The sequence below is a fragment of the Brevundimonas diminuta 3F5N genome (genome assembly GCF_900163625.1).
Lineage (GTDB): Bacteria > Pseudomonadota > Alphaproteobacteria > Caulobacterales > Caulobacteraceae > Brevundimonas > Brevundimonas diminuta_A.
The window spans coordinates 1-15,620 of sequence record NZ_FUIE01000038.1; the positions used below are offsets into that span (position 1 = coordinate 1).

Here is a 15,620-nt window from a genome sequence, read left to right on the forward strand (position 1 = left end):
GCGCCGCAGAGAGGCTTAGAGATCGGTGGGCAGTTGGCCGCCGTGGCGCCCCAGCCCGCCGCCGAGGTCGACGTCGCCGGCATCCTCGACTTCATGAACGAGCAGCGCGCGCAAAAGCTGAACTGGCGCACCTCCATTGTCGACCTGATGAAGCTGATCGGCCTGGAATCCTCGCTCGCCGAGCGCAAGGAGCTGGCTGACGAACTGGGCTACACCGGCGACAAGTCGGACAGCGCCAGCATGAACATCTGGCTGCACAAGCAGGTGATTCAGAAGATCCGCGACAACGGCGGCCAACTGCCCACCGATCTCTAAGCCTCTCTGCGGCGCGAGGGGGTGCGCGAGCGCGCTCCTTCGCGCTAAGAGTGGGCCATGAGCGACGCTGATCACAGTCTCGATGGTCCTCCGTGGGAGGAAAACGCGCCCGAAGTCGAGGTGCGCGACCCCAACACCGACGACATGTTCGGCGCCCCGCCGCCCGTCGCTGCGGCCGAACCCGCGCCTGAACCGAAGGCGGAGCCCGCGCCCGTCCCCGCTCCCAAGGCTTTCGAAGCGCCGCCCGCCGAGGGCGAGGCCTACACCGTCCTGGCCCGCAAATACCGGCCGCGCGCCTTCGAAGACCTGATCGGTCAGGAAGCGATGGTCCGCACCCTGACCAACGCCTTCGCCACCGGCCGCATCGCCCACGCCTTCATGCTGACCGGGGTGCGGGGCGTCGGCAAGACGACGACTGCGCGCCTGCTGGCCCGCGCGCTGAATAATGAAACCGAGACCATCGACAAGCCGTCCCTGGCGCTGACACCCACGGGGCGGCACGACGCCGCCATCATGGCGGGCCAGCACATGGACGTGATGGAGATGGACGCCGCCTCGCACACCGGCGTCAACGACATCCGCGACATCCTGGAAAGCGTCCGCTACGCGCCGGTCGAGGCCCGCTACAAGGTCTATGTGCTGGACGAGGTCCACATGCTGTCGACGCAGGCGTTCAACGCCCTGCTGAAGACGCTGGAAGAACCGCCGCCCCACGCCAAATTCATCTTCGCCACCACCGAGATCCGCAAGGTGCCGGTGACGATCCTGAGCCGCTGCCAGCGTTTCGACCTGCGCCGGGTCGAGCCGGAGGTTCTGGTCGGCCATCTGAGCCGCGTCGCCGACCGCGAAGGCATGAAGATCGAGCAGGAGGCGCTAGCGCTGATCTCGCGCGCGGCCGAAGGTTCGGTGCGCGACGGTCTCAGCCTGCTGGATCAGGCGCTGGTTCAGGCCGAGCGCGGCGCGGTGGTCGAGACGGCCACGGTGCGCGACATGCTGGGTCTGGCCGACCGCACCCAGACCATCGCCCTGTTCGAACAGACGATGGCGGGCAAGACGGCCGAGGCCCTGACGACCTTCCGCACCCTGTACGGCTACGGCGCCGATCCGGTGCAGGTGGCCAACGACCTTCTGGAGCATTGCCACGCGGCCTCGGTCGCCAAGATGCTGGGACCGAACGCCACCCGCCTGCCCGGCGATCAGGCGCAGAAGCTGGCGGCGCTGGGCGCGGCGATCTCGGCCGGAACCCTGTCGCGCACCTGGCAGATGCTGCTGAAGGCGCTGGACGAAGTGCGGCGCGCGCCCAATCCGGCCGATGCGGTGGAGATGGCCATCGTGCGTCTGGCCTACGCCGCCGACCTGCCCGGCCCGGAAGAGGCGCTGAAGGCGATCCAGTCGGGCGGCGTCCCAGGCGGCGGGGCCGGTCCGCGCGGCGGCGGCTCAGGCGGTGGAGGCGGCGGCGCCTCGGCCATGCTGGCAGCGCGCCCGATGGCGGCGCCTGCGCTGCCTGACCCGCAGAGCTTCGAGGCCGTGGTCGCCCTGATCGGCGAGAAGCGCGAGATCACCCTGCAGATGGACGTAGAGCGCTACGTCCGGGTGGTCAGCTTCCGTCCCGGCGCCATCACCTATGAGCCGGCCGAAGGCTCGCCCCACGATCTGGCGCGGCGTCTGGCCGGGCGGCTGAAGGAATGGACCGGCCGCACCTGGCTGATCGCCGCCAACGGTCAGGGCGGCGGCGAGACCCTGATCGAGGTCGAGAAGAAGGCCCGCATCGCCCGCCGTGCGGCGGTCGAGGCCGACCCCTTCATCGTCTCCATCATGCAGGCCTTCCCCGGCGCCGAGATCAAGGAGATCGTCACCCTGGCCCCAGCCGTGGAGATGCCCGCCATCCCCGACGACGGCGAACCGGGCGAGGACGACTGATCAGGCCAGCGCCCGCGCGGCCTCCAGGTCCGCCGGATTGTCCACCGACAGCGGCGCCTCGTCGATCACCGAGGCCCAGATCTGCAGACCCATCTCCAGGGCGCGCAACTGCTCCAGCTTTTCGCGCTTCTCCAGCGGCGACGGCGGGGCGGCGCAGAAACGCGCCAGGGCTTCGCGGCGATAGCCGTAGATGCCGACGTGACGCCAGATCGGAGCGTCGCCGTAGAGGGTCGAGCGCGTGAAATAGAGGGCGCGGCCGCTGGTCCCGCCGTCCGGCAGGGCCAGCACCGCCTTGACCACATCGGGGTTAGCCCGGTCCGAGACATCCGCCTCGGCCGCGACCAGGGTGGCGATGTCGCAGGCTGATTCGCGGGCCAGCAGTTCGGCGCAGGCTTTCGCCAGGTCTGGTGAGGCGAAGGGCATGTCGCCCTGGATGTTGATGACCACCTCATGCGCCCCGTCGGGATCAACCGCCTGGGCCGCCGCCAGGATGCGGTCCGAGCCGCTGGGCAGGTCGGGATCGGTCAGCACCGCCTCGCCGCCCGCCGCCTGCACCGCCGCGACGATCTCCGGATCGCCCGCCGCCACGGCGACGCGGAAGCCCGAGGCCATGGCCTGCTCCCAGGCGCGTACGATCATCGGCTTGCCGCCGATGTCGGCCAGGGGTTTGCCGGGCAAACGGGTGGCGGCCATGCGAGCGGGTATCATTATCAGCGGATTCATGATCGCCAAGCATCTTGAAGCGCCCGGAAACGTCCGGGCCGGTTGCGAAGGTCGCGCTAGCGTGTAAGAGACGCCCACGCAAGAATACGCCTGAACGCCGCTTCGCGGTTGGGGGGCTCACCTAGAGACGGGATGCGACGACGCGGAATGAGCGGCGATCTGAAGTGGAACAAGATTATGGGCGCGTGCCTGGGCACCGCCTTTGCGATCCTGGTGGTCCAGCAGGTTTCGGGCATGGTCTACCACACCAAGCAGCCCGAAAAGATGGGCTACTTCGTCGACGCGCCGGATGAAGCGGCCGCGGGCGCAGCCGAAGCCGCCCTGCCGATCGACTGGGGCACGGTCCTGCCGACCGCCGACCTGGCCGCCGGTGAAGCCGCCTTCGCGCGCTGCCAGGCCTGCCATACCGTCAACTCGGGCGGCGCCGACGGCATCGGCCCGAACCTGTTCGCCGTAGTCGGCGGCCCCGCCATGCACCGCGCGGGCTTCGCCTATTCGGACGCCATGGCCAAGCACAAGGCCGAGGCTCCGACCTGGAACTATGACGAGCTGGATCACTTCATCAACGCGCCGGGCCGCTATGTGCCGGGCACCAAGATGTCCTTCGCCGGCATCCGCGACGAGAAGACCCGCATCAACCTGATCGCCTGGCTGCGCTCGCAAGGCTCGGCCGGTTTCGCCATCCCGGCGCCGGACCCCGCCCGTCAGCCGGGCGCCGCCGCCCCGGCCGCCGCCGAAGGCGAAGCGCCGGCGGCTGAAGGCGCCGCCGCGACGGAAGCCGGCGCCGCTCCGGCCGAGGCGCCTGCCGCCGAGGCCGCAGCAGCCCCCGCGCCGCAAGCCTAAGGGCGAACGGACACGACAGACGACGGAAAGGCGGCCTTCGGGTCGCCTTTCTTCGTTCTGGCCTATTTCAGAGCGATCAATCCGGCGTCGGTCGGCGTGAACCCGCAGGCGTCGAAATAGAAAGGCCGAAGGTGCGGGTCGAAATCGACGTGCAGCCATTCGCAGCCCGTGGCCCGCGAACGGGCGACTGCTTCTTCGATCAAGGTCCGCGCGAGGCCCTGCCGCTGGTGGTCCGGCGTCACCATAGTGTCCAGAACGAAGGCATGAACGCCTCCGTCCCAGGCGACGTTCACAAAACCGATCAACCGCTCCCCCCGTCGCAGACAGACCCAGCCCAGGCTGTATCGATTGACCTGCGCCCACCAGTCGTCCGCGAACAGTCGGTGCTCGAAGCATTCGGCGTGAAGCACGTTGAGCTCAGCGTTATCGAACGCCCCGCGCCATTCGGTGATGATCTCTACGGCAGGCGCCTCTGGCTTCATTCGCTCAGTTATGAGCGGACGAGCGATCCCGCGTCAACGCCGCGAAACAGGCCTCAGAGACGGCGGAAAACCGCAGAGGCGAAGCCGTCGGCGGTCAGGCGGGCCTCGACCTCGGCCAGGGTCTCGACCACCACGCCGCCACGGGCGCCGGTCGAATGGATGACGCTTTCGGCGTCGACCATCAGGGCCGAATGGCCGGTCCAGTCGCCCTCGGCCTGCGACAGCCAGACGACGAGATCGCCGCGCTGGGCGTCCGCGCGCGTCACGGCCAGGCCCAGGCGGGCCTGCTCATCCGCACGGCGCGGACCGGGCAGGCCGCAGGCCAGCAAAGCCTGCTGCACCAGACCCGAACAGTCGGTCTCCAGCGAAGAGCGGGCGCCCAGGGCGTGCGGACGGCCCAGCAGGCGCTCGGCCACGGCGGCCAGATCACGCTCGAACGCGCCGACGGACTGAAGATCAGACTCAGCCAGGCCGGGAGCATCATCGCCGACCAGGGCGTTCAGCGGCAGGGCGGCGGAAACGGAAGCCACGCGGCGCGTCGCCAGCGGCGCGCCGGGCGCCAGGGCGTCCAGCGAAACCCAGCCGACCGCGCCGTCGCGCCGCGCTCGGCCCCAGGCGCGGTCCTGACGGCGCTCCAGAACGTCGAAGGCCTCGCCGAACAGCAGCTGGTCGATGCGCCCGCCGTCGTCCGCAACGATATCGGCGACCGGCAGACGGCAATGGGCGGGCTCGGTCCGGCGATAGGCCTCGGCCCGCATCAGGCCTTCCAGCGCCTGCTCGGCCAGCACCACGCGATCCCCGTCCCGCAGGATCAGGGGCGCGCCAGGCGGCAGCAGGGCCAGGACATCGGTCAAGCGGCGGTCTCTAGACGGCTCGGACAATTCGAGCCGCCCACCCTAGGCGCCGATCCCGAAGGGGGCGTTAACAGCCTTGGCTATTTGACGAATTTGTCGCTGAGGTAGCGGAAGCAGGCGCGGATGGCCTGGGCTTCTCCGCCCTCGGGCCAGCCGGGACGGGCGCGCGGATTCCAGGCGAAGACGTCCATGTGCGCCCAGCTGCCCGTCGCCGGGGCGAACTTCTGCAGGAAGAGCGCCGCCGTCACCGACCCGGCCTGGGCCCAGGCGGCGGAATCGTTGCGCACATCGGCGATCTCGCTGTCCAGCGAGGCGCGATAGCCCGCCCACAGAGGCATCCGCCACAGGGGGTCGCCCACGGCGCGACCCGCGTTCAAAACCCCCTCGGCCAGGGCGTCGTCGTCGGTGTAAAGCGGCGGCAGCTCCGGCCCCAGGGCGATGCGTGCCGCGCCGGTCAGGGTGGCGAAGTCCAGCGTCAGGTCCGGCTCATGCTCGCCCGCCCGCGTCAGGACGTCGGCCAGGATCAGGCGGCCTTCCGCGTCGGTGTTGCCGATCTCAATGGTCAGGCCCTTGCGGCTGTTCAGAATGTCGCCGGGGCGGAAGGCGTCGGCCGACACCGCGTTCTCGACCGCCGCGACCAGCACCACCAGCCGCACCGGCAGACCGGCCTGCATGATCAGGCGGCCCAGCGCCAAGGCGTGGGCGGCGCCGCCCATGTCCTTCTTCATATTGCGCATCCCGGCGGCGGGCTTGAGGTCCAGACCGCCGGTGTCGAACACCACCCCCTTGCCGACCAGGGCCACCAGCGGCCGGTCCGCCTTGTCCAGATTCCAGCCGATCTCCAGCACGCGCGGCGCGCGGTGCGGGGCGGCCGCGCGGCCGACGGCGTGGACCGCCGGGTAATTCTCCTCCAGCAGGACGTCGCCGGTCGTGACGGTCAGGCTCGCGCCCGCGCCCTCGGCGATCTCACGCGCGATGGTTTCGAGTTGCAGCGGCCCCATGTCGGCGGCAGGGGTGTCGACCATCTCGCGGGTCAGGGCGCAGGCGGCGGCGATGTTCAGCGTCGCCGTCAGATCAAGCCCCTCCGGAGCCGCCAGACGGGCGCGGCCGCGCTCAGGCCGGGCCTTGTAGCGGTCAAACAGATAGCCCCCCAGCGCAAAGGCCAAGGCCGCCGAATGCGCCGCCTCGCCCTCGACGCCCTCCAGTCGCCAGTCGCCGGCGGGCAGGCGCGTCGGCAGGCCGCGCGCCGTCATGGGGTCAAAGGCCTCGCCTGCCCCGAACAGGGCCAGCTCCGGCGCGCCGTCGGCGCCGGGGACGACCAGCAGTTGGCCCGCCTTACCGGTAAAGCCGTTGGCCTCAGCCCAGGCGGCGATGCGTCCGTCCAACGTCGCGCCCGCCTTGGCGATGCGGACCGGGCGCGCAGCCGCTGAAGCGGGGATCAGCAGATCGGACTGATGGGACATGGGGCGACCTTTCCGACGCTTAACGCCGATTAACCAAACCTTGACCCGTCGGCGCGACCCTAGGGGCTGAACCGCCACGGACCCCTTCCATGTCGCGCAACGTCGCCCTCGCCGCAACCGTCAGCCTGACGCTTATGGCCCTCGCCGCCCCGGCTCTCAGCCAGACAGCGCCCGCGCCGCGCGCCCCCGCCGACGCCGCGACGCGCGCGGGCTATGATCGGGCCGACGCCCTCAGCCGCTCGGTCTTCTGGACCCAAGAGCAGCAAATCAATCCGGTGGACCCGCTCGCCGGGGTGAAGCTGTCCCAGGCCCTGCGCGAACTGGGACAGTATGACCAGGCGGCCGAAACAGCCCAAGGCGTGCTGGTCGTCCAGCCCGCCAATGTCGAGGCCATGCTGGAGGTCGGGCGCGCCCACATCGCGCGCGGCCAGGCCTTCTACGGCATCGCCGCGCTGGAACAGGCGAAGGCGGCTGCGCCGCGCGACTGGCGCCCTCTGTCGCTGCTGGGCGTAGCCTATCAGCAGGTGCGCCGTCCCGACGACGCCAAGGCCGCCTGGAACGAGGCCCTGCGCCTTTCGCCCGACAACGCCGACGTCCTGACCAACGCCGCCATCGCCCGCATCGGCGAGGGCGACGCCCCCTCGGCCGAAATCCTGCTGCGCCGCGCCGCCGCCCAGCCGGGCGCCGGGATGCAGGTGCGCCAGAACCTGGCCCTGGCGCTGGGCCTGCAGGGCAAGACCGCCGAGGCCGAAGCCATCCTGCGCCGCGACCTGCCGCCCGAGGCGGCGGACCAGAACCTGCGCTGGCTGGCCGCGCGGATGCAGCCGGGGCAGAGCCCGATGCCTGCCGTCGCCGAGACGTCGCCGACGGCGCGAACGTGGTCGTCGCTGCAAGGCGGGTAAAGCGCAACGCCTCTCCCTCCCCGTCCCGGGGAGGGTGGTCAGAGCGAAGCGGAGACCGGGGTGGGGAGGGCCTGGTGATACGGAACTCGACGCGATCCCGGCCTCGGCGCCTAAATAGCCTTGCCGCCCCCACCCGGCATCGCCTTTCAGGCTCAGCCACCCTCCCCGGGACGGGGAGGGAGAAGCCTCGCGCTATCTCACCGCCTCCCTTCACCTTGCGCCCGTGAACGCCTATCTTCATCCCGTGATCGACGACCTCTACAGCGCGCGCATCCTGTCGCTGGCGGCGAACCTGCCGCACAGCGGGCGCCTGCCTGCGCCCGAAGGCTCGGCCGAGCGGGTCGCCAAGCTGTGCGGGTCGAAGGCGATCGTCGATGTGACGCTGGACGCCGACGGCCGCGTCAGCGACTTCGCCCAGACGGTCAAGGCCTGCGCCCTGGGCCAGGCGGCGGCGGGCGTGGTCGGGGAAAACATCCTCGGCGCCTCGGTTCAGGAGATCGAGGCTGCGCGCGACGCCATGTCGGCCATGCTGAAATCCGGCGGCGACGGCCCCGAGGGCCGCTTCGAGGGCCTGCGGGTGCTGAAGCAGGTCGCCGACTATCCCGCCCGCCACGCCTCGACCATGGTGGCGCTGGAGGCGACGCTGGACGCCGTGCAGCAGGCGTTGGCGAAACACCACAGCGATACGCGAACTCGCCTCGCCGGCGCGGCCTGAACGGCGCGTCGGTTGATCCCCCTGCTGTGAAGAGGGATAAGCGCGACGAACCCGAAACAGAGCCCCCGGCGAAGGGACAGATGTCTCTCTATGAACGCAGCGTCCGCGCGGCCCATCGGGGCTATAAGCTGACGCTGTCCCCCCTGATCGGCCAGCAGTGCCGGTTCATGCCGACCTGTTCGGATTACGGGCGCGACGCCCTGATCCGGCACGGTCCGGTGCGGGGGGGATGGCTCACCGTGCGGCGCCTCTGTAAATGCCATCCCTTCGGCGGTTCGGGCTATGATCCCGTCCCGCCCGCCAAGTCTGAAAAAGAACGACCGTCATGATCGAACTGAAATTCCCCGACGGCGCCGTGCGTCAGTATCCGGCCGGCTCGACGGGCCGCGACGTGGCCGCCGCCATCTCGCCCTCGCTGGCCAAGAAGGCGGCCCTGGTCGTCTGGAACGGCGAGCAGCGCGACCTGGACCGCGTTATCGACGGGAACGGCGACTTCCGCCTGCTGATGCGCGACGATCCCGAGGCGCTGGAGACTATCCGCCACGACGCCGCCCACGTGCTGGCCCAGGCGGTGCAGGAGCTGTTCCCCGGCACTCAGGTCACGATCGGCCCGGCCATCGAGGACGGCTTCTATTACGACTTCGCCCGCGACGAGCCCTTCTCGACCGACGACTTCCCGAAGATCGAGAAGAAGATGGCCGAGATCATCGACCGGGGCGCCCCGCTGGAGCGTCAGGTCTGGAACCGCGACGAGGCCATCGCCCACTTCGAAAAGATCGGCGAGGAATATAAGGCCGAACTGATCCGCGACCTGCCCGAGACGGAAACGATCACCGTCTACAAGCAGGGCGAATGGGCCGACCTGTGCCGGGGGCCGCACTTCCCGACGACCAAGTTCGTGGGCAAGGCCTTCAAGCTGACCAAGCTGGCCGGCGCCTATTGGCGCGGCGATTCCAACCGCGCCCAGCTACAGCGCATCTACGGCACCGCCTGGGCGAGCAAGGAAGACCTGGACGCCTATCTGCTGCGTATCGAGGAGGCCGAGAAGCGCGACCACCGCAAGCTAGGCCGCGCAATGGAGCTCTTCCACATGCAGGAAGAGGGCCGGGGCATGGTCTTCTGGCACCCCAAGGGCTGGGTGCTGTGGCGCGTGCTGGAGGCCTATATGCGCCGCCGTCTGGACGCTGCGGGCTATGTCGAGGTCAAGACGCCGCAGGTGCTGGACCGCAAATTCTGGGAACAGAGCGGCCACTGGGACAAGTATCGCCCCAATATGTTCGTCTGCGAAACGGTCGAGGGCGAGACGCTCAGCCTCAAGCCGATGAACTGCCCCGGCCACGTGCAGATCTTCGATCAGGGCCAGCGGTCCTATCGCGAACTGCCGTTGCGCATGGCCGAGTTCGGCGCCTGCCACCGCTATGAGCCGTCGGGTTCGCTGCACGGCCTGATGCGGGTGCGCGGCTTCACCCAGGACGACGCCCACATCTTCTGCCGCGAGGACCAGATCGTCGAGGAGACGGCCGAGTTCATCAAGCTGGCGCGCAGCGTCCACGCCGACCTCGGCATGGAGACGGCCTACATCAGCCTGGGCACCCGCCCCGAGAACCGCGCCGGCACGGACGAGTTCTGGGACAAGGCCGAGGCCCTGATGGCCGAAGCCGCCCGCGCCGCCGGGACCGAGCCGGTCGTCACCGAAGGCGACGGCGCCTTCTACGCGCCCAAGCTGGACTTCATCGTCAAGGACGCCATCGGCCGCGAATGGACCTGCGGCACGATCCAGCTGGACTACGTCCTGCCGGAAAGGCTCAATGCCACGTACATCGCCGAGGATGGCCAGAAGCACCGCCCGGTCATGCTGCACCGCGCGATCCTGGGCTCGTTCGAGCGCTTCATCGGCATCATGATCGAGAACTACGCCGGGGCCTTCCCGCTGTGGCTGGCGCCGACGCAGGCCGTGGTGGCGACCATCACCTCGGATGCCGACGGCTATGCCGAAGAGGTTCTGGCCAAGTTCCGGGCGGCGGGTCTGCGCACCGAAATCGACCTGCGCAACGAGAAGATCAACTACAAGATCCGCGAACACTCGGTCGCCAAGGTGCCCGCCATCGCCGTGGTCGGCCGCAAGGAGGCCGAGGAAGGCAAGGTCGCCATCCGCCGCTTCGGCTCTCAGGCCCAGACCATCGTCACGGTCGAGGAAGCCATCGCCATGCTGACGGACGAAGCCCTGGCGCCGGATCTGAAGCGCATCCGCGACGGCGTGGCGTAAGACGGAACGCGCTTCTCCTCCCCACTTTGTGGGGAGGTGGCGCGGCGCCGCAAGGCGACGTGTCGGAGGGGCTGCCGGTCGTGCTGGCCCCTCCACCACTTCGTGGTCCCCCTCCCCATGAAATGGGGAGGAAAAGGCGCCATAAGCCTGTCATGGCCACAACCCTCTACATCGACGCCGACGCCTGCCCCGTGAAGGAGGAGGTCTATCGCGTGGCGCGCCGCTGCAGCCTGAAGGTCTTCGTGGTGTCCAACGCCTGGATCAACACGCCGCGCGAGCCGCTGATCGAACAGGTCGTCGTCGACGCCGGGCCGGACGTGGCCGACGACTGGATCGCCGAGCGCGCCCAGCGCGGCGACATCGTCATAACCGCCGACATTCCGCTGGCCGATCGCTGTCTGAAATCGGGCGCCCAGGCGCTGAAGTCGAACGGCCAGCCTTTCACGACGGACTCCATCGGGTCGGCCCTGGCCGGGCGGATGATCGGCGAGCACCTGCGCTCCATGGGCGTGCCGACCAGCGGGCCGCCGCCATTCTCGGCCGCCGACCGCTCGCGCTTCCTGCAGGCGCTGGACGCCGCCGTCGTGCGGGCGCGCCGGGAGGCGTCATGAGCCGCATCCCCGAGGACGAGCTGGAGTTCCGCTTCTTCCGCGCCGGCGGCCCCGGCGGCCAGAACGTCAACAAGGTCTCGACCGCCGTGCAGATGCGGTTCGACGTCAGGAACTCGCCCAGCCTGACCGAGCCGGTGAAGGCGCGGCTGATGAAGCTGGCGGGCAGCCGCCTGACGCTGGACGGGGTGATCGTCATCAGCGCCGTGCGCTTCCGCACGCAGGAGCGCAACCGGGCCGACGCCATCGAACGGCTGGAGACCATGGTCGCCGAGGCCTCGATCAAGCCGGTCTATCGCGTGCCGACTCGGCCGACGCGCGCATCGAAGGAACGGCGGCTGCAGGCCAAGTCCAGCCGATCTTCGATCAAGAGCGGGCGTGGAAAGCCGTCGCTGGACTGATCAGTCCTGCGCCGGACGGAACAGCAGGGCCGCGATCTGGTCCTGGTCGTCGAAGGCGATGACCCAGTCAGTGGCCTGCTTCTCGAACACCACGCGGAACATGTCGGCGCCGCTCTGCTGGCCGCGATGTTCGATCGTCTTCAACGGACCGAACTGCTGGATCAGGGGCGCCACAGCGCCGGATTGGGCGCGGATCTGCTCGGCCATGTCGGTGCTGAACACCGCATAGTCGATCTGATTGGTCTGGAAGGCGGCGATGACCCGGCGCAGGGCCTCTTCAGAGCGGGCGATGTCGGGCGCCTGGGCGGCGGGACCGGCGATCGACGGCGAGGCGGGCGGCGCCGAAGCGGCGGACGCATCCCCCTCGAAGGCGTCGGGCAGCGTCGCCGCAGCCGCGCCCTGGGTCGGCGCCCGGCTCGGAGCGGTGGTCTGGGCCAGCGCCGGGACTGCCAGCAGGAGAGCGCCCGACAGGACGACGGCGAAGGAAGAGGTCTTCATGAAACTCAGGCTCCGAAGAAACGTCAGGCGACGATCATCGGCCAAAGCGTCAGCACCAAGGCGGCCGTCGACGCGCAGACTGCGACGGTGACGGCGGCGACCACCCAGGGCCGCGTTCCGGCCTTCTCGATCACCAACGTCTGAGATTGCGGCGGGTTCTGCACCAGGCGCGACAGGGCCTTGAGGGCGGCCATCGCCTCCTCGACGGTTTCCTTGATCTGGGCCTGCGGTCCCAGCTCGCGCTTGATCCAGCGCTCGACCACCGGCTTGGCGGCCTCCCACAGGTCGTGATCGGGGTTCAGACGGCGCGCCACCCCCTCGACCGAGACCATGGTCTTCTGCAGCAACACCAGTTCAGGCCGCATGTGCATGTCGAACAGGGCCGTGATCTCGAACAACTGGCCCAGCAGACGGCCCATCGACACCTGGCTGGCCTGGCGGCCGATCACCGGCTCGCCGACCGCGCGCAGGGCCTGGGCGAAGGTGTCCACCGAGTGATGCGGCGGCACATAGCCCGCCTCGAAATGGACGCGGCTGATGCGGTCGTAGTCGCGGCTGATGAAGCCCCACAGAATCTCGGCCAGGTAGCGCCGCTCGGCCGGGCCCAGCCGGCCGACAATGCCGAAGTCGATGGCCGTCAGTTGGGCGGGGGCGTCGGCGAACAGATTGCCTTCGTGCAGGTCGGCGTGGAAAACGCCGTGGTCCAGCGCCTGGACCAGGAAGGCGCGCACCACCTTGTCGGCCAGGGCGTCCTTGTCGAGGCCCGGCAGTTCGACCAGGGCCGGGTCCGTCATCGGCAGTCCGGGCGCCCATTCCAGCGTCAGCACCCGCTTGCCCACCCCGTCCCAGACCACGGCAGGGGCCGACATATAGCCGTCCTTGGCCATGACCTCGGCCAGTTCGGACGCGGCCGCCGCCTCCAGCCGCATATCCAGTTCCAGCTGCAGCGACTGGGCGATGATCTCGACGAAGGCGCGCGGCTCAAGCCGACGGGCGGGTTCGACGAAGCGGTCGACCAGCTTGGCCCCCAGGCGCATGGCGTCCAGCCCCTGGGCCACGCGGCGCTCGACGCCGGGGCGCAGCACCTTGACCGCCACCTTGCGCCCGTCGGCCAGCCAGGCTGGATGCGCCTGGGCGAGCGAAGCGGCGCCCATGGGCTCCACCAGGTCGATGAACAGGCTCTCGGCCGGACGGCCCAGCGACCGTTCGATCTCGCGCTTGGCCTCTTCCAGCGGGAAAGGCGGCAGCTTGTCCTTCAGACGCCCCAGATCCTGGGCGAACTGCAGGCCGAAGATGTCGGCGCGGGTCGCCAGCACCTGGCCCAGCTTGATGGCGACCGGGCCGAGATGCTCAAACGCCTGGCCGACCCGCTGGCCGGGTCGTCCGGCGCGGTGTTTGCGGCTGGCGAACAGCTGGATCAGGCGGGCGAACGGGCGGCCCCAGGCGGGCAGCAGGGGATTGGCCTCACGCGGGATCAGGGCGTCATGGCGCGCCAGCACCCAGCCCCAGCGGACCATGCGCAAGGCCGCGCCGACCGGATGGCGGACCGGCTGGGCCTCTGGCGTCGGCGGCGGGGCGTTGAAGGTCAGCCGGCTCAGATCGCCCACCCGTGGTGGATGGCGGCGATCCCGCCCGACAGATTGGTGACGGTGACGCGGCTGAAGCCCACCTCCTCGATCATCCGCTTGAAGGTCTGCTGATCGGGGAAGCGGCGGATGCTCTCGACCAGATACTGATAGGAGTCACGGTCCTTGGCGACCAGTTGGCCGATGCGCGGAATGGCGTGGAAGGACCAGGCGTCATAGGCCTTGCGCAGCGCGCCGGTCGTCGGGCGCGAGAACTCCAGGCAGATGAAGCGGCCGCCCGGCTTCAGCGCGCGGCGCGCCTCGCGCAGGGCGCCCGCGACGTCCGACACGTTGCGGATGCCGAAGCTGATCGAATAGGCGTCCAAGCAGGCGTCGGGGAAGGGCAGGTTCATGGCGTCGCCGACGCCCCAGGCCATCTCCGGCTCGCCGCCCTTGGCCACGCCGTTCAGGATCATCTCGGCGTTGTAGTCCATGACGATGACGGTAGCGTCCTCGCCGCCGCGCCGTTCCTGGGCCGCGCGGGCCATCTTGGAATAGCGGCGAGCCATGTCGCCGGTGCCCCCGGCCATGTCCAGCACCACCTCGCCCGGACGGACGTTCAGCTTGGCCGCCGTCGCGTCCTTCCAGATGCGGTGCACGCCCGCGCTCATCAGGTCGTTCATCAGGTCGTAGTTGGACGCGACGGAATCGAACACGCCGCGCACCATCTGCACCTTTTCCCTGGCGTCCACGTCGCGGAAGCCGAAGGAGGATGTCTTGCCGGAAGCGTTGGAGGAAGGATCGGCCTGGGTCATGGATGGGGGTGTAACGCCTCCCGTCGCCGCCGTCATCCGGGGAAGCGTCGCATCTGACGCAGGCTTGCGGCTTGTCGCGCCTCGGGGGCCGCGATACGCCTGAACAAAATCCAAGGAGACGCCCATGACCGCCGCCCTCGACGTGACCGAAGTTCTGGCGGGCCTGCCCGACTGGCGCCGCGCCGACGATCCGCGCCCGGCCATCGCGCGCACCCTGCGCTTCGCCGATTTCAACGCCGCCTTCGGCTTCATGACCCGCGTCGCCCTGCTGGCGGACAAGGTCGACCACCATCCTGAGTGGTCCAACGTCTACAACCGCGTCGAGGTGCTGCTGACCACTCACGACGCCGACGGCGTGACGGAACGCGACGTGGCGATGGCCCGCTTCATCGACGAGGCGGTCAAAGGTCTGGTCGAGTAATGGGCCGCGTCGCGGGCAAGGCGGCCCTGATCACCGGCGCCGCCGGGGGCCTGGGTCAGGCGATGGCGCGGATGCTGGTTCGCGAAGGCGCCAGGGTGGCGCTCAGCGACCTGGACCTGAACGGCGCGCGGGCGCTGGCCGAGACGATCAACGCCGAGCATCCCGGCATGGCCTTCGCCTATGAGCATGACGTCACGCGCGAAGACGACTGGGTCCGCGTCGTCGGCGCGGCGGTTCAGGACATGGGCGGGCTCAGCATCCTGGTGAACAACGCCGGGATCGGCGGCAGTCTGCTGTGGGCCGAGCAGGACACGCTGGAGAACTGGCGCAAGGTTCAGGCGGTCAATCTGGAATCCGTCATGCTGGGCTGCAAGCACGCCATGGCGCCGCTGCGGGCCTCGGGCGCGGGGTCGATCGTCAACATCTCCTCGATCGCCGGACTGGCGGCCGCGCCGGGCATGGGCGTCTATAACGCCACCAAGGCGGCAGTCTGGCTCTACACCAAGACGGTCGCGCTGGAATGCGCCAAGGCGGGCTGGAACGTGCGCGCCAACTCGGTGCACCCGGTCTTCATCAAGACGCCGATCCTTGATCCCTTCATCGCCATGGCGGGCGGGGACGAAGCGAACGCGCACGAAAAGCTGGCGCGCGGCATTCCGCTGAAGCGCATCGGCGAGCCGGACGACGTGGCCTATTGCGTGCTGTATCTCGCGTCAGATGAATCAAAGTTCGTGACCGGCGCCGAGTTCAAGATCGACGGCGGACTGACGGCGCAGTAGGGGGCGCGCTTAATATAACCCGCTCATCCCGGCGGACGCCGGGACCCAGT

At 69.4% G+C, this 15,620-nt stretch carries 18 protein-coding genes; 11 read left to right on the forward strand and 7 right to left on the reverse strand.

Translation table 11 applies throughout. From position 1 onward, the window contains the following. Positions 1-315: DUF3597 domain-containing protein (locus FM111_RS07350; RefSeq protein ID WP_143276058.1), on the forward strand; the 315-nt coding region annotated here is incomplete at its 5' end. 57 nt (positions 316-372) lie between these two features. Next, positions 373-2,235: a DNA polymerase III subunit gamma/tau gene (locus tag FM111_RS07355; RefSeq protein ID WP_087140324.1), complete on the forward strand. Its 1,863-nt coding sequence runs from the start codon at positions 373-375 to the stop codon at positions 2,233-2,235. Here FM111_RS07355 and FM111_RS07360 read toward each other — a convergent pair whose 3' ends face one another. Next, complete coding sequence (locus FM111_RS07360) at positions 2,236-2,958, reverse strand: 3-deoxy-manno-octulosonate cytidylyltransferase (RefSeq protein ID WP_087140338.1); 723 nt, start codon at positions 2,956-2,958, stop codon at positions 2,236-2,238. A gap of 132 nt (positions 2,959-3,090) precedes the next feature. Between FM111_RS07360 and FM111_RS07365 the strand changes: the two genes are divergently transcribed. Beyond that, positions 3,091-3,801 (forward strand): c-type cytochrome, encoded by a 711-nt coding sequence (locus FM111_RS07365; protein ID WP_256968137.1) that lies wholly within the window; start codon positions 3,091-3,093, stop codon positions 3,799-3,801. Between the two features lie 62 nt (positions 3,802-3,863). Here the strand turns inward: FM111_RS07365 and FM111_RS07370 are convergent, their stop codons facing one another. From FM111_RS07370 to FM111_RS07380, 3 genes are all read right to left on the reverse strand, one after another. Then, a complete protein-coding gene (locus tag FM111_RS07370) occupies positions 3,864-4,283 on the reverse strand; it encodes a GNAT family N-acetyltransferase (protein ID WP_087140326.1) in 420 nt (139 codons plus the stop codon). Positions 4,284-4,336: 53 nt separating this feature from the next. Further along, a complete protein-coding gene (locus FM111_RS07375) occupies positions 4,337-5,137 on the reverse strand; it encodes a C40 family peptidase (protein ID WP_087140327.1) in 801 nt (266 codons plus the stop codon). 80 nt (positions 5,138-5,217) lie between these two features. Next, on the reverse strand, positions 5,218-6,600 hold the full coding sequence (locus FM111_RS07380; RefSeq protein WP_087140328.1) for a leucyl aminopeptidase family protein: 1,383 nt from the start codon (positions 6,598-6,600) through the stop codon (positions 5,218-5,220). An 89-nt stretch (positions 6,601-6,689) separates the two neighbouring features. Here FM111_RS07380 and FM111_RS07385 point away from each other — a divergent pair, with 89 nt between their 5' ends. The 6 genes from FM111_RS07385 to arfB all read left to right on the forward strand — a co-directional run bounded on the left by FM111_RS07385 (position 6,690) and on the right by arfB (position 11,492). After that, complete coding sequence (locus tag FM111_RS07385; RefSeq protein WP_087140329.1) at positions 6,690-7,502, forward strand: tetratricopeptide repeat protein; 813 nt, start codon at positions 6,690-6,692, stop codon at positions 7,500-7,502. Positions 7,503-7,746: 244 nt separating this feature from the next. After that, on the forward strand, positions 7,747-8,217 hold the full coding sequence (locus tag FM111_RS07390; RefSeq protein WP_087140339.1) for an iron-sulfur cluster assembly scaffold protein: 471 nt from the start codon (positions 7,747-7,749) through the stop codon (positions 8,215-8,217). A gap of 80 nt (positions 8,218-8,297) precedes the next feature. Further along, complete coding sequence (gene yidD, locus FM111_RS07395; protein WP_087140330.1) at positions 8,298-8,546, forward strand: membrane protein insertion efficiency factor YidD; 249 nt, start codon at positions 8,298-8,300, stop codon at positions 8,544-8,546. Next, positions 8,543-10,483 (forward strand): threonine--tRNA ligase, encoded by a 1,941-nt coding sequence (gene thrS / locus FM111_RS07400; protein WP_087140331.1) that lies wholly within the window; start codon positions 8,543-8,545, stop codon positions 10,481-10,483. The genes yidD and thrS overlap by 4 nt, the downstream gene beginning before the upstream one ends. 152 nt (positions 10,484-10,635) lie before the next feature. Continuing rightward, entirely contained in the window at positions 10,636-11,094 is a 459-nt protein-coding gene (locus FM111_RS07405; protein ID WP_087140332.1) for a YaiI/YqxD family protein, read from the forward strand. Next, positions 11,091-11,492, forward strand: coding sequence for an alternative ribosome rescue aminoacyl-tRNA hydrolase ArfB (gene arfB / locus FM111_RS07410; RefSeq protein WP_087140333.1), 402 nt, complete (start codon positions 11,091-11,093; stop codon positions 11,490-11,492). The genes FM111_RS07405 and arfB overlap by 4 nt, the downstream gene beginning before the upstream one ends. On the opposite strand, the gene FM111_RS07415 is transcribed toward arfB, so the two are convergent. Genes FM111_RS07415 through FM111_RS07425 form a run of 3 tightly spaced genes read right to left on the reverse strand, consistent with a single transcriptional unit; the run spans position 11,493 to position 14,370 of the window. Beyond that, positions 11,493-11,990, reverse strand: a complete 498-nt coding sequence (locus FM111_RS07415; RefSeq protein ID WP_087140334.1) for a hypothetical protein — start codon at positions 11,988-11,990, stop codon at positions 11,493-11,495. It lies immediately after the preceding gene. Between the two features lie 23 nt (positions 11,991-12,013). After that, a complete protein-coding gene (ubiB, locus tag FM111_RS07420) occupies positions 12,014-13,597 on the reverse strand; it encodes a 2-polyprenylphenol 6-hydroxylase (RefSeq protein WP_087140335.1) in 1,584 nt (527 codons plus the stop codon). Beyond that, on the reverse strand, positions 13,585-14,370 hold the full coding sequence (locus FM111_RS07425) for a class I SAM-dependent methyltransferase (RefSeq protein ID WP_087140336.1): 786 nt from the start codon (positions 14,368-14,370) through the stop codon (positions 13,585-13,587). The genes ubiB and FM111_RS07425 overlap by 13 nt, the downstream gene beginning before the upstream one ends. A gap of 124 nt (positions 14,371-14,494) precedes the next feature. Here FM111_RS07425 and FM111_RS07430 point away from each other — a divergent pair, with 124 nt between their 5' ends. Both FM111_RS07430 and FM111_RS07435 read left to right on the forward strand, forming a co-directional pair. Then, entirely contained in the window at positions 14,495-14,791 is a 297-nt protein-coding gene (locus tag FM111_RS07430) for a 4a-hydroxytetrahydrobiopterin dehydratase (protein WP_024355112.1), read from the forward strand. After that, positions 14,791-15,570 carry an SDR family oxidoreductase gene (locus FM111_RS07435; protein WP_087140337.1) on the forward strand — a complete coding sequence of 260 codons (780 nt, stop codon included), beginning with the start codon at positions 14,791-14,793 and terminating at the stop codon, positions 15,568-15,570. The genes FM111_RS07430 and FM111_RS07435 overlap by 1 nt, the downstream gene beginning before the upstream one ends. The last annotated feature ends 50 nt before the right edge of the window (positions 15,571-15,620 follow it).